Genomic DNA, 13,432 nt, shown 5'->3' on the forward strand with positions numbered 1-13,432 from the left:
TCCAAAGCCAAAGCGGCACGAAGAGCACTCCCCCAGCCAACAGCACACCGCGCCGAAACACAGTCACAGCAAGCAAAACAACAACAGCAGCAGACAGGACCTGCAGAGAGAGCCACGGCAGAGTGCGCCCGAACACCAAAGGCCACAATGGCAACTTCGCGTTACTCATCAACAAGAACATGTAGATCAACCACGCGAACATAACAGCCAGAGCAGCCGAAGCGAGCGATGCGACCGACTGCCGAACGCAGGGCGCCAGCGGCGGACGAAGCCGCTCAGGGCGTAGCCGAGAAAGGCCAGGCCCAGAACGGCGAGGACGGTGATCTGGACCTTGCCGGACTCCCAACTGGCGAGGGGAGCCAGGGCCTGCTGAGGAAATCCTGGTGGGGCGAGGGGTCCGAGGAGCCGACGAGCGGAGCGTAGCCGGGGGCCAGCTCGGGCAGGCGCTCGTAGCCGGTGATGGTGCGGTGCGAGGCGTGGTCGGCGTCGGGAAGGACGTGGAGGGTGTGGTGGCGCACGTTGTCCTGGAAAGCGAGCATTACGAGCCAAACTCTGAAATCTGGTTCTGCGACTACGACGGCCGCTTCCGCCGCAGCAGGTCCCGTTCGGCCACTTGCGAAGCCAGCTCGATCGCGGCGTCGTAGGCGACAGCGGCCTCAGCGGTACGGCCGAGGCGCTGCAACAGGTCGGCGCGCACGGCGTGGAACAAGTGGTAGCGCTGGAGATCAAGAGCCTCGACCAGCTCCAACCCCGCCGCGGGCCCGGACACTTCGGCGATCGCCACGGCTCGGTTGAGCGCGACGACAGGGGTCGGCGTGAGCGCCACCAGCTGGTCGTAGAGCAGCACCACCTGGTGCCAGTCCGTCGGCGGTTCGCTGTGCACGGCGTTGATCGCGGCCTGGATCTGGTACGGGCCAGGTTGGTTGCGGCGCAAGCACTTCCGCACCAGGGCCTGCCCCTCGGCGATCAGCGCGGAGTCCCACAACCGCCGGTCCTGGTCGGCCAGCAGCACCAACTCCCCCGCCCCCGTGACCCGCGCGGCGCGGCGGGACTCGATGAGCAGCATCAACGCCAGCAGTCCGTCCACCTCGGGCTCGTCGGGCATCAGCGCGGCGAGCTGCCTGCCGAGCCGGATCGCCTCGCCGCACATTGCGTCGCGCCCGGCGCCGTACCCCTCGGTGAAGATCAGGTAGACCACGGCGAGCACCGCGCGCAGCCGGTCGGGCAGGTCGGCGTCATCGGGCACGCGGTACGGGATGCGCGCGTCGCGGATCTTGCCCTTCGCGCGCACGAGGCGCTGCGCCATCGTCGCCTCGGGCACCAGGAACGCGCGGGCGATCTCCGCCGTGGACAGCCCGCCGAGCAGCCGCAACGTCAACGCGACCCGCGCCGCGGGTGCCAGAGCCGGGTGACAGCAGGTGAAGATCAACCGAAGTCGTTCGTCCTGCACGGGCCCCTCGACGACCGGCACCGGAACGTGCAGCAGGGCGGCCTCGGCGTGTCGCTGGTCGCGCGTGGCCTCGCGGCGCAGCCGGTCCACGGCGCGGTTGCGGGCGGTGGTGATGATCCACCCGGCCGGGCTCGGCGGAAGCCCGTCGGACGGCCACTTCCGCACGGCGACGGCGAAAGCGTCCTGGACCGCCTCCTCGGCGATGTCGATGTCGCCGAAGACGCGGACCAGGACCGACACCGCGCGCCCGTACTCCTCGGTGAAGACGCGCGCGATGTCCACTAGCAGGAACTGCCGTCCTGCATCGGACGCACCTCGATCGGCAGCGTGATCACCTTCGCCAGGCGCCGCCCCCACTCCAGCGCCTCGTCGAGGTCAGCGGCCTGGATGATCGTGAAGCCGCCGAGGTGCTCGCGGCCCTCGGTGAACGGACCGTCGGTGACCAGCACTTCCTCGCCCTTGGCGCGCAGCACGGTCGCGGTGCTCGGCTCGTGCATCCCACCCGCGAAGACCCACGCGCCCTTGGCCCGCATCTCCTCGTTGAGCGCGTCCAGCTCGCGCATGATCGGGTCGAGCACCTCGGGCGCGGGCGCCGGGCCGTCGGGCTGGTAGATGCTGAGCATGTACTGCTTCACGAGTGCCTCCAGGGCTCGTTCGGGCGTTTACACCCTCTACACGAACGCCGGAGGCGCAAATCGACACACGGCTCCCAGATAAATCTCAGAGGGCCGGACTCAAAGCGCGTAATGGGCGATCATCCGGCTCAGCTCGGTGACGTCGGAGCTGCCCTTGAACTCCAACCGGACCTTGCCGAGGCCGCTGAACCACAGCTCCAGCTCGGCGTCCAGGTCGAAGGTGCCCGCGCTCTCCACGGAGAACGCCTGCACCTTGGCGTACGGCAGGGAGGTGAAGTCGCGCTTCTTGCCCGTGATGCCCTGCACGTTCACCGCGATCAGCCGTTTGGTGGTGAAGGCCACGAAGTCGCGCACCGACTTGAACGCGGCGACGACCTCCTCACCAGGGATGATCAGCGGACTGATCGACCCGAGGACGTCTTCCACCCGACAGGGGGACAGCTTGAAAACCGACGCCTTCTGGAAGTCAATCATGGGACCACCGTAGCGTTCACCCCGAACCGACCGAGGAGATCGAGGACCACACCGTGCTCACGATGCAGGAAGCGTTGCTCGCGCTGACGAAGTACTGGACCGACCGGGGCTGCATGATGGTGCAGCCGTTCAACACCGAGGTCGGGGCGGGCACGCTGAACCCGGCGACGGTGCTGCGGGTGCTGGGCCCCGAGCCGTGGCGGGTGGCCTACGTCGAGCCCAGCGTGCGGCCCGACGACGCGCGCTACGGCCAGAACCCGAACCGGTTGCAGACCCACACCCAGTTCCAGGTGATCCTCAAGCCCGACCCGGGCAACCCGCAGGAGCTGTACCTGGGCAGCCTCAAGGCGCTCGGCATCGACGTCGAGGCCAACGACGTGCGCTTCGTCGAGGACAACTGGGCCTCCCCCGCGCTCGGCGCGTGGGGCCTGGGCTGGGAGGTGTGGCTGAACGGGCTGGAGATCACCCAGTTCACCTACTTCCAGCAGGCCGGTGGCATGACGCTGGACCCCGTGTCGGTGGAGATCACCTACGGCGTCGAGCGGATCATGATGGCGCTGCAGGGCGTGGACCACTTCAAGGACATCGCCTACGCGCCCGGCATCTCCTACGGCGAGGCCTTCGGCCAGGCCGAGTACGAGATGAGCCGCTACTACCTCGACGACGCCGACGTGGCCACCAACCGCAGGCTGTTCGAGGACTACGCCGCCGAGGCCGAGCGCCAGCTGGAGCAGCGCCTCCCGGTGCCCGCGCACTACTTCGTGCTCAAGTGCTCGCACACCTTCAACGTGCTCGACTCGCGCGGCGCGGTGTCCACGACCGAGCGCGCCAAGGCGTTCGGGCGGATGCGTGGCCTGGCGCGGCGCGTGGCGAAGCTGTGGGCGGAGCGGCGCGAGGAGCTGGGCCACCCGCTCGGCCTCGCCGAACTCCCCGCCGCCGTCGCGCTGCCGTCGGCGCTGCCCACGACGGACAAGCCTGAGACGCTGCTCTTCGAGATCGGCACCGAGGAGCTGCCCGCCGCCGAGGTCACCAAGACCGCCGAGGCCGTGCGCCAGTCGATCACCGCCCGGCTCGGCGGCACGCGCCTGGAGCACGGCGAGGTCCGCGCGCACGCGACGCCGCGCCGCGTCGTGATCACCGTGGACGCGGTCGCGCCGCGCGAGGCCGACGCGGAGAAGACGGTCAAGGGGCCGCGCGCCTCCGCCGCCTTCGACGCCGAGGGCAACCCGACCAAGGCGGCGCAGGGCTTCGCGCGCGGTCAGGGCATCGACCCGAGCGAGCTCCAGAAGATCGACGTCGGCGGCGTCGAGCACGTCGGCGTGATCAAGACCGAGATCGGCCGCACCGCGGTCGAGGTGCTCAGCGAGCAGCTGGCGCAGGTCGTCGGCGAACTGCGCGCGGACAAGAACATGCGGTGGAACGACCCGAAGCTGTCGTTCACCCGCCCCGTGCGCTGGCTCGTCGCGCTGCTCGGCGACGTCGAGATCCCGGTTGCCGTCTCCGCGCTGGCCAGCGGTCGCGAAACCCGCGTGCACCGCACCGCCGCCGCGCCGGCCGTGCGCGTGCCCGGCGCTGACGGTTACCTCGATCTCCTCGCGCAGCACGGGATCGTGGCCGACGCCGGCGCGCGGCGTGATCAGATCGTCGCCGCCGCCGCTGAGCTGGCCGCCTCCGTCGACGGCGTCGTCGAGGGCGAGGACGCGCTGCTGGAGGAGATCACCAACCTGGTGGAGCAGCCGAACGCGCTGCTGGGTTCCTTCGAGGAGCGCTACCTTGAGCTGCCCTCGGAGATCCTCACCACCGTGATGCGCAAGCACCAGCGGTACCTGCCGGTGCGCGCCGCCGACGGCTCACTGCGGCCGAAGTTCGTCGCCGTCGCGAACGGGGACTGCGACCCGGACGTGGTGCGCGCGGGCAACGAGGCGGTGCTGCGGGCGCGCTACGAGGACGCGGCGTTCTTCTGGCGCGCCGACCTCCAGGTCAGCCCGCAGGACATGAAGGCCGGGCTGGACAAGCTCGCTTTCGAGGAGCGGCTGGGCTCGATGGCCGACCGCGCCAAGCGCATCGCGGGCATCGCGCTCGCGCTGGACGCCGAACTGTCCACTGAGGACGGTGAGACGCTCGCGCGCGCGGCGGAGCTGGCGAAGTTCGACCTGGCGTCGCAGATGGTCGTCGAGCTGACCAGCCTCGCGGGCGTGATGGCGCGCGAGTACGCGCTGCGCGCGGGCGAGACCCCGGCCGTCGCGACGGCGCTGTTCGAGATGGAGCTGCCCAGGACCGCGGGCGGCGCGCTGCCGACCACGGTGCCCGGCGCGGTGCTGTCGCTGGCCGACCGGCTCGACCTGCTCGTCGGCCTGTTCGGCGTCGGCGCCAACCCCACCGGCAGCTCCGACCCGTTCGGCCTGCGGCGTGCCGCGCTCGGCGCGATCGGTGTGCTGCGGGGCGTTCCCGCGCTCAACGGCGTCAAGCTCGGCGCGGCGTTGGAGCTGGCGGCGGAGCAGTTCCGCGCGCAGGGCGTTGACATCCCCGAGCAGGCGCTGACCGACGCGCGGGAGTTCGTGCTCCGGCGCTTCGAGCTGCACCTGATCGACGCGGGCAACCCGCACCAGTTCGTCGGCGCGGTGCTCCCGCTCGCGGACAGCCCGGCGACGGCCGACCGGACGCTGGCCGAGCTGACGCGGCGCGCGGGTGACGCTTCCTTCGGCGAGCTGGTCGCGGCGTTGCAGCGGGTGCGTCGCATCGTGCCCGCCGACACCGCGCCGTCGCTGAACGCCGAGCACCTGAAGGAGCCCGCTGAGCGCGCCGTTCTCGACGCGCTGGGCGACGCGCGCGACGCACTGCCCGCCGAGGCTCCGCTGAGCGTGTTCGTCGACGTGGCCGAGGTGTTGACCGCGCCGATCAACACCTTCTTCGACGACGTCATGGTGATGGCCGAGGACCCCGACGTGCGCGCCGCGCGGCTGGGCCTGCTCGCCTCGATCAGCGACTTCGCCGGGCGGCAGCTGGACTGGCAGGCGCTGGGCACGGAGCTGACGCCGACCCGCTGAGCGTGCTCCACCCCGAAGGCCGCCACCCGTGATCAACTGCGGGCGGCGGCCTTCTTGCACACCTCTGACCAGCGCTACTACCGTTCGAGACACCATGACGAGAACCGCTGACGACACGTTCATCCACCAGGCGCGCCGCAAGCAGTTGATCGGCTGCGCCGTCGAGGTGATCGCCGAGCTGGGGCTGGCCAACGCCTCCACCGTGCGCATCGCCGAGCGGGCCGGTGTCAGCCGCGGGGTGCTCACCTACCACTTCCGCGACCGCGCTGAGTTGATCGAGCAGGTCGTCCAGCACGTGTACGTCCTCGGCGCGGAGCTGATCGGCCCGAAGATGGTTGCGGCGCGGTCCCCGCGCGAGGCGCTGCTGACGTTCATCCGGGGCAGCGTCGAGCTGTACGCCGCGCACCCTCAGGACATGCTGGCGCTGACCGAGATCTTCGCGGCCAGCCGCACCGAGCGCGCCGAGGACCAGCGGCACCAGCAGGAGGTCTCCGACCTCTCGCGCATCCTGCTCGCCGGGCAGGAGCAGGGGCAGTTCCGCGACTTCGATGTGAACGTCATGTGCCGCAGCATTCGGGGCGCGCTCGATGGCGCGCTGAGCCACGTGCTCGCGGGCGGCGAGGTCGAGCCGTACGCCGCCGAGCTGCTGGCGATCTTCGACGCGGCGACGCGCGCCTAGTCCCAGGTCACAGACTTCTTCGCTAGTGCGCGCTCGCAGATTAAACAGGCATGCTAAATTTTGGACATGCATTCCAACAGAGCGTGCCTCGCCACGGCGCTGGCCGCAGTCCTGCTGGCCGGGTGCTCGCCCCAGGGTCAGGCCTCGCCCGCAGAGCTGACGGTCCGCGTGGACAGCGGCGAGCTGCGCGGGATCGCCACCGCGAAGAGCCGCCAGTTCCTCGGAATCCCTTTTGCCAAGCCGCCCGTGGGCGCGCTGCGCTGGCAGCTGCCGCAACCGCCCGACAAGTGGGACGGCGTCCGCGACGCGAGCCGGTTGGGTCCCATGTGCCCGCAGGCCGCGCCCGACGGCAAGCCGGTGCTGACCGAGGACTGCCTGGTCCTCAACGTGACGACGCCGCGCGCGCAGCGCCCCGACCGCAAGCTGCCGGTCATGGTGTGGCTGCACGGCGGCGGTTTCACCAGGGACAGCGGCAACATGTACGACGTGCAGCGGATGGCCGACCAGGGCGGCGTGATCGTCGTGACGGCGAACTACCGGCTCGGCGTGCTCGGCTACCTCGGCCTGCCGGGGCTGGCCGGATCGGGCAACTTCGGCCTCGCCGACCAGTTCGCGGCCGTCGAGTGGGCCGACCGCAACGCCGCCGCGTTCGGCGGGGACCCCGGCAACGTCACCGTGTTCGGCCAGTCCGCAGGCGGCATGTCGACCTGCGCGATGATCACTTCGCCGAAGGCGCGCGGGCTGATCGACAAGGCGATCATCTCCTCCGGCTCCTGCGAGCTGAACTGGCCGACTGGCGGCCTGTTCCCCGGCGCCCCCGAGCACGGCCCGTACGTCCCGCTCGCGAAGGGCGTCGCGGACGGGCTCTCCGCCGCCTCCGGGCTCGGTTGCTCGCCGGATTCGGCACTGGAGTGCTTGCGCGGCAAGACCGTTGAGCAGCTGATGCCGATCATGCAGTCGTTCGCCGACCACGTCGCCTATGGCACCGATCTGTTGCCCAAGGACCCGAAGAAGGCGTTGCGCGACGGGGATTTCGCGAAGATCCCGGTGATGTCAGGCGGTGCCAGGGACGAGGCGCGCTCCTTCGTCGGCGGTGCGCTCATGTACAACCCCGAGCTGATCACCGAGAAGACCTATCCGACGTTGCTGTCCAAGGCTTTCGGCGCTCGCGCGGACGCCGTGGCGAAGGAGTACCCGATCGCCGAGTACGGCTCCGCCGGGCTCGCGTGGGCGACCGTGAACAGCGATCAGTCGTGGGCGTGCCAGGCTCAGGAGGGCCACCGTCTGCTCGCCAAGCACACCAGCGTGTTCGCCTTCGAGTTCGCCGACGAGAAGGCGCCCAACGTCAACCAGATCACCGTGCCCGGCCTGCCCATGGGCCCGACGCACGCGACCGAACTGCCGTCGCTGTTCGAACTCAACGGCGTCGACCTGCTGCGTGAGGAAGGGCAGCGCGAGCTGGGCCGCACGATGGTCGGCTACTGGACGCAGTTCGCGCACACCGGCGATCCGAACCACGCGGGTGCTCCGAGCTGGCCCGCGACCACCGACGGCAAGCAGGCCCAGCGCCTGGCGCCCGGTGACGTGAGGCCGGTCGACGTCTCCGCCAGCCACAAGTGCGCTTTCTGGGCGGCGCGGTAGTTCGCTGCTGTACTCCGCCAGCGTTTGCTGGCGGAGTACGGCTGGTCAGCGCAGTTCGAGGACCTTGCTCTGCGCGGAGTGCTTGCCGTTGAACACGACCGCCTCGAAAGAGCCCTTGTGCCCCTTGGCGTCCGGCCAGCCCTTGAGCTTCAGGCCCGGCGTCATCGGAGTGCACGCCTCGAAGCGGCGGCAGATCTCGATCTTCACGTTCTTCTTGGCCGCCTCGGTCGCGGCGTGGCCGGTCGCGACGAGCTGCCCGCCCTGGAGCACCAGGCACGCTCGCAGGCCGCCCACCTCGGCACCGCACCCGTTGTCGGCGGCGGAGGCCGAGCCCGCGAGGGCCGGGACGACACCCGCCGCGACAACCACGGCGAGCACGAAACGCTTGATCATGAATACCTCTCAAGAAAGGGGAATCGACGAACTCTGATTCGCGGGCAACCGTACGCAGACACCCCGGAAACGCAATTTCTTCGGCCGACACCAAAAAGTCGCCCAAGGAATGTCAATGACCATGAGAAATGTCATTCGCTTCGGGGTTGGGGTGTCTTCAAGACCACCCAACCCCCCTGTTGATCATCGCTAACCGCCGCAAACCCCGCGCGCGATGAGGGTTTGCCGCCGTTGAAGACCGCTGGGGCGGGGGTTCGCGGGTCTTGAAGACCGGCGAACAGGGCGGCTGGCGGGACGCGGCCTGGCACGCCACGGCGTCGTTGGGCGGCCTGATCCGCGCTGTGGCCGTGGCACGTAGGCTCGACGGTGTGGGCGTCGCAAACCCATGCTGAATCCGCGCCGCACGCCGTAGAACAGCAGGTCAACAAGTGTCTTCCCCGCGCGAGCGGGGGTGGTCCGTCTCGGAGCATGGCCATCTGCTCGTCCAAGGCGTCTTCCCCGCGCGAGCGGGGGTGGTCCCACGTCCACATCGCAGGTCGGGTCCAGGATCGCGGTCTTCCCCGCGCGAGCGGGGGTGGTCCGTCCAGCCGCGCCACCATCCGCGACGACCGGGTGTCTTCCCCGCGCGAGCGGGGGTGGTCCCCGCCGCACGTGCCTACAAGGAACTCAAGGCTGGTCTTCCCCGCGCGAGCGGGGGTGGTCCCCCTTCGTCGTAGGCGGACTGGTCGGCAAGATTGTCTTCCCCGCGCGAGCGGGGGTGGTCCGGTGACGGCGAGATCGCCAGCCAGAAAAGAATGGTCTTCCCCGCGCGAGCGGGGGTGGTCCCTCCCGCAGCGGCGACGGCGCACCCGGCTTGACGTCTTCTCCCCGCGCGAGCGGGGGTGGTCCGGTCTGCGCGGCGGCCAGGCCGAGCTTGACGGGGTCTTCCCGGCGCGAGCGGGGGTGGTCCCCACGTGTCCAGGGCCACCGGATAGGGGTGTGGCCTTCCCCGCGCGAGCGGGGGTGGTCCCATGAACCGCCGCACGGTCATTCCCATCCGTCCGTCTTCCCCGCGCGAGCGGGGGTGGTCCAGGCATCGACCTGCCCGGCGGTCTGAAGAGCGGGTCTTCCCCGCGCGAGCGGGGGTGGTCCGAACTGTGGGACGCCTTGCGCTCCTGCTCGCGCACACGAGCGGGTGCTCCGCCAGCGCGCCCCGCACCCCTCCGGCCAACCGCCACTCCCCGCACGAGCAGGGAAGAACGCGGCCCCCACCGTCCACAATGGACCGAACGGGGGCAGGGCGGAGGCCGACCGGTGTCACCCGGGTAGTTGACAACGATCAACATCAGAGTTTCTTCGGGGGATCCGCACAGCGCTTCGGGTAAACTCGACGCCCAGGTCGAGAGGCGCTGCAACGGGCTGCCGGGAACACACCCCAGCCCGCCACGCTCGACCCTGCACGATCCGCGACAAGGGCGCCTCCCATCGGGGAGGTAGGCCGTGAGCAGGATCCAGGAACTTCGGGAGCTCTTCGACAGCCGTGTGGCCGTGCTGGACGGCGCGTGGGGCACGATGTTGCAGAACGCCAAGCTGGCGCCGGAGGACTACCTGGCGGACTGGCTCGCGAACCACACCCACGACGTCACCGGCGACCCTGACCTGCTGAACCTGACCCGGCCGGACGTCATTCTGGACGTGCACCGGCAGTACCTGGCGGCGGGCGCGGACATCACGACCACGAACACCTTCACCGCGACGAGCATCGGGCAGGCCGACTACGGCCTGGAGTCCCGCGTGCGCGAGATGAACCTGCGCGGCGCGGAGCTGGCCCGCCAGGCGGCCGACGAGGTGGGCGGGCGCTTCGTCGCCGGGTCGATCGGGCCGCTCAACGTCACGCTCTCGCTCTCCCCCAAGGTCGAGGACCCGGCCTTCCGCGCGGTGACCTTCGACCAGGTCAAGGACTCCTACGCGGAGCAGATCCAGGCGCTGGCCGAGGGCGGCGTCGACATCCTGCTGATCGAGACGATCTTCGACACGCTCAACTGCAAGGCCGCGATCGCCGCCGCGCGCGAGGTGGCGCCGGAGCTGCCGCTGTGGATCTCGGTGACCATCGTCGACCTGAGCGGGCGCACGCTCTCCGGCCAGACCGTCGAGGGGTTCTGGACCGCGATCGAGCACGCGAACCCGCTGGTCGTCGGCGTGAACTGCTCGCTGGGGGCCGAGGAGATGCGCCCGCACGTCGCGGAGCTGGCGCGCTTCGCCGACACCTACACGGCCTGCCACCCCAACGCCGGTCTGCCCAACGCCTTCGGCGGCTACGACGAGACGCCGGAGCAGACCGCCGCGCTGCTGCGCGACTTCGCCGACGAGGGCATGGTCAACGCCGTCGGCGGTTGTTGTGGCACCTCGCCCGCGCACATCAAGCAGATCGCGTCGGTGGTCAAGGGCCTGCCGCCGCGCACGGTCGCGCAGCCGCGCCGCAGCAGCCGCTTCAGCGGCCTCGAGCCCTTCGAGATCCAGCCCGACACCGGTTTCATCATGATCGGTGAGCGGACGAACGTGACCGGCTCGGCGCGCTTCCGCAGGCTGATCGAGGGCGACAACCACCAGGCCGCCGTGGACGTGGCGCTGGAGCAGGTGCGCGGCGGCGCGAACCTGCTGGACGTGAACATGGACGCCGACCTGCTCGACAGCGAGCGGGCGATGACCACCTTCCTGAACCTGATCGCGACCGAACCCGAGGTCGCGCGCATCCCGGTGATGATCGACAGCTCGCGCTGGAGCGTGCTGGAGGCGGGCCTGAAGTGCGTGCAGGGCAAGGGAGTCGTCAACTCCATCAGCCTCAAGGAGGGTGAGGAGCCGTTCCTGGCGCAGGCGCGCCGCATCCGCGACTACGGCGCGGGCGTCGTGGTGATGGCCTTCGACGAGCAGGGCCAGGCCGACACCACCGAGCGCAAGGTCGCGATCTGCGCGCGGGCCTACGACCTGCTGACGCAGCAGGCGGGTTTCCCGGCCGAGGACATCATCTTCGACCCGAACGTGCTCGCGGTGGCCACCGGCATCTCCGAGCACGACAGCTACGCCAAGGAGTTCATCGACGCGCTGCCGCTGATCAAGCAGCGCTGTCCGGGCGCGCGGACCAGCGGCGGCATCTCGAACCTGTCGTTCTCCTTCCGGGGCAACGACGTCGTGCGCGAGGCGATGCACTCCGCGTTCCTGCTGCACGCCGTGCGCGCGGGCCTGGACATGGGCATCGTCAACGCCGGCCAGCTCGCGGTCTACGCCGACATCCCGGCGGACCTGCTGGAGCTCGTCGAGGACGTGATCTTCAACCGGCGCGAGGACGCCACCGACCGGCTGGTCGCCTTCGCCGAGACCGTCAGCGGCAAGGGCACCAAGCGCGCGGTCGACCTGTCCTGGCGGGAGGGCACGGTCGCCGAGCGGCTCTCGCACGCGCTGGTGCACGGCATCGTGGACTTCATCGAGGACGACACCGAGGAGGCCCGGCAGCAGTTCCCCCGGCCGCTCAACGTCATCGAGGGCCCGCTGATGGACGGCATGAAGATCGTCGGCGACCTGTTCGGCGCGGGCAAGATGTTCCTGCCGCAGGTGGTCAAGAGCGCGCGCGTGATGAAGCGCTCGGTGGCCTACCTGGAGCCGTTCATGGAGGCGGAGAAGGAGAAGGCGCGCCTGGAGGGCCGCGTCGAGGCCGAGCGCGGTCAGGGCAAGGTCGTGCTCGCCACGGTCAAGGGCGACGTGCACGACATCGGCAAGAACATCGTCGGCGTCGTGCTGGGCTGCAACAACTACGAGGTGATCGACCTCGGCGTGATGGTGCCCGCCGCGCGCATCCTGGACACCGCCGTCGCCGAGGGCGCCGACGTGATCGGCCTGTCCGGGCTGATCACGCCGTCGCTGGATGAGATGGTGTCGGTCGCGGCGGAGATGGAGCGCCGGGGCCTGAAGCTGCCGCTGCTGGTCGGCGGCGCGACGACCTCGAAGCAGCACACCGCCGTGCGCATCGCCCCCGCCTACGACCACAGCACCGTGCACGTGCTGGACGCCTCGCGAGTGGTCGGCGTGGTGTCGGACCTGCTGGACGCCGACCGCGCCGAGGAGTTGGACACGGCCAACCGCGCCGACCAGGAGCGACTGCGCGAGCAGCACGCCGCCAAGCAGCGCGTGCCGTTGCTGTCGGTCGCCGACGCGCGCGCGAACGCGGAGCAGGTGTCCTTCGAGGGGCTGCCCACGCCCGCGTTCACCGGCGTGCGCGTGGTGGAGCCGAGCATCACCGAACTGCGCGAGATGATCGACTGGCAGTTCCTGTTCCTGGCGTGGGAGCTCAAGGGCAAGTACCCGGCCATCCTGGAGCAGCCGGTCGCGCGCGAGCTCTTCGACGACGCCAACACGCTGCTCGACAAGATCATCGCCGACGGCTCGTTCCAGGCGAAGGGCGCCTACGGCTTCTGGCCCGCGCGCTCGGTCGGCGATGACATCGTGCTCGACTGCGGCACGAGCTTCCCGATGCTGCGCCAGCAGACCAAGAAGCCCGACGGCCGCCCGAACCGCTGCCTCACCGACTACATCGCGCCCGAGGGCGACCACCTCGGCGGCTTCGCCGTGGCCATCCAGGGCGCGGAGGACCTCGCCGCGAAGTACGAGGCCGCGCACGACGACTACAAGGCGATCATGGTGAAGGCGCTGGCCGACCGGCTCGCCGAGGCCTTCGCCGAGCACATCCACCTCCAGGCCCGGCGGGACTGGTTCGAGCCGGACGCGCAGCCGCTGCTGGCCGACCTGCACGCCGAGCGCTTCCGCGGCATCCGGCCCGCGCTGGGCTACCCGGCCAGCCCCGACCACAGCCAGAAGCAGGAGCTGTTCGACCTGCTCGACGCGGACACGCTCAAGATCGGGCTGACCGAGTCCTTCGCGATGACCCCGGCGGCGGCCGTCAGCGGGCTGATCTTCGCCCACCCCTCGTCGCGGTACTTCACCGTCGGCAGGCTGGGCAAGGACCAGGTCACCGACTACGCGCGGCGGCGCGGCGCGGAGCTGGCCGAGATCGAGCGCTGGCTGCGCCCGAACCTGGACTACACCCCGGAGTAGGGCACAACCGCTGGTTGTGGGGTTGGTT

Annotated in this window: 9 protein-coding genes and 1 CRISPR repeat array; of the genes, 4 read left to right on the forward strand and 5 right to left on the reverse strand. The window is 70.1% G+C overall.

All coding sequences use genetic code 11. The annotated features are described in order from the left end of the window. Positions 1 to 275: 275 nt before the first annotated feature. From ABD798_RS26695 to ABD798_RS26710, 4 genes are all read right to left on the reverse strand, one after another. Positions 276 to 539, reverse strand: a complete 264-nt coding sequence (locus tag ABD798_RS26695) for a hypothetical protein (RefSeq protein ID WP_344880278.1) — start codon at positions 537 to 539, stop codon at positions 276 to 278. A gap of 32 nt (positions 540 to 571) precedes the next feature. Continuing rightward, entirely contained in the window at positions 572 to 1,732 is a 1,161-nt protein-coding gene (locus ABD798_RS26700; RefSeq protein ID WP_425549269.1) for an RNA polymerase sigma factor, read from the reverse strand. Further along, the gene (locus ABD798_RS26705; protein ID WP_344880281.1) at positions 1,732 to 2,085 is read right to left on the reverse strand and encodes a YciI family protein; all 354 of its coding nucleotides are present in this window, start codon (positions 2,083 to 2,085) and stop codon (positions 1,732 to 1,734) included. Before ABD798_RS26705 ends, ABD798_RS26700 begins: the two co-directional genes overlap by 1 nt. 99 nt (positions 2,086 to 2,184) lie before the next feature. Then, positions 2,185 to 2,559, reverse strand: coding sequence for a PH domain-containing protein (locus ABD798_RS26710; protein WP_344880284.1), 375 nt, complete (start codon positions 2,557 to 2,559; stop codon positions 2,185 to 2,187). 62 nt (positions 2,560 to 2,621) lie between these two features. On the opposite strand from ABD798_RS26710, the gene ABD798_RS26715 reads away from it, so the two are divergent. The 3 genes from ABD798_RS26715 (at position 2,622) to ABD798_RS26725 (ending at position 7,926) form a co-directional block, all read left to right on the forward strand. Next, the gene (locus ABD798_RS26715; protein WP_344880997.1) at positions 2,622 to 5,606 is read left to right on the forward strand and encodes a glycine--tRNA ligase; all 2,985 of its coding nucleotides are present in this window, start codon (positions 2,622 to 2,624) and stop codon (positions 5,604 to 5,606) included. 94 nt (positions 5,607 to 5,700) lie between these two features. Then, entirely contained in the window at positions 5,701 to 6,285 is a 585-nt protein-coding gene (locus ABD798_RS26720; protein ID WP_344880287.1) for a TetR/AcrR family transcriptional regulator, read from the forward strand. Positions 6,286 to 6,351: 66 nt separating this feature from the next. Next, a complete protein-coding gene (locus tag ABD798_RS26725; RefSeq protein ID WP_344880289.1) occupies positions 6,352 to 7,926 on the forward strand; it encodes a carboxylesterase/lipase family protein in 1,575 nt (524 codons plus the stop codon). 45 nt (positions 7,927 to 7,971) lie between these two features. On the opposite strand, the gene ABD798_RS26730 is transcribed toward ABD798_RS26725, so the two are convergent. Continuing rightward, entirely contained in the window at positions 7,972 to 8,319 is a 348-nt protein-coding gene (locus ABD798_RS26730) for a hypothetical protein (RefSeq protein ID WP_344880292.1), read from the reverse strand. A 430-nt stretch (positions 8,320 to 8,749) separates the two neighbouring features. Beyond that, positions 8,750 to 9,450: a CRISPR direct-repeat array (repeat unit 28 nt; unit sequence GTCTTCCCCGCGCGAGCGGGGGTGGTCC). Positions 9,451 to 9,798: 348 nt separating this feature from the next. On the opposite strand from ABD798_RS26730, the gene metH reads away from it, so the two are divergent. Next, positions 9,799 to 13,404 (forward strand): methionine synthase, encoded by a 3,606-nt coding sequence (metH, locus tag ABD798_RS26735; protein WP_344880295.1) that lies wholly within the window; start codon positions 9,799 to 9,801, stop codon positions 13,402 to 13,404. Positions 13,405 to 13,432: the final 28 nt, after the last annotated feature.

Source organism: Allokutzneria multivorans (assembly GCF_039537405.1).
GTDB classification, from domain to species: domain Bacteria; phylum Actinomycetota; class Actinomycetes; order Mycobacteriales; family Pseudonocardiaceae; genus Allokutzneria; species Allokutzneria multivorans.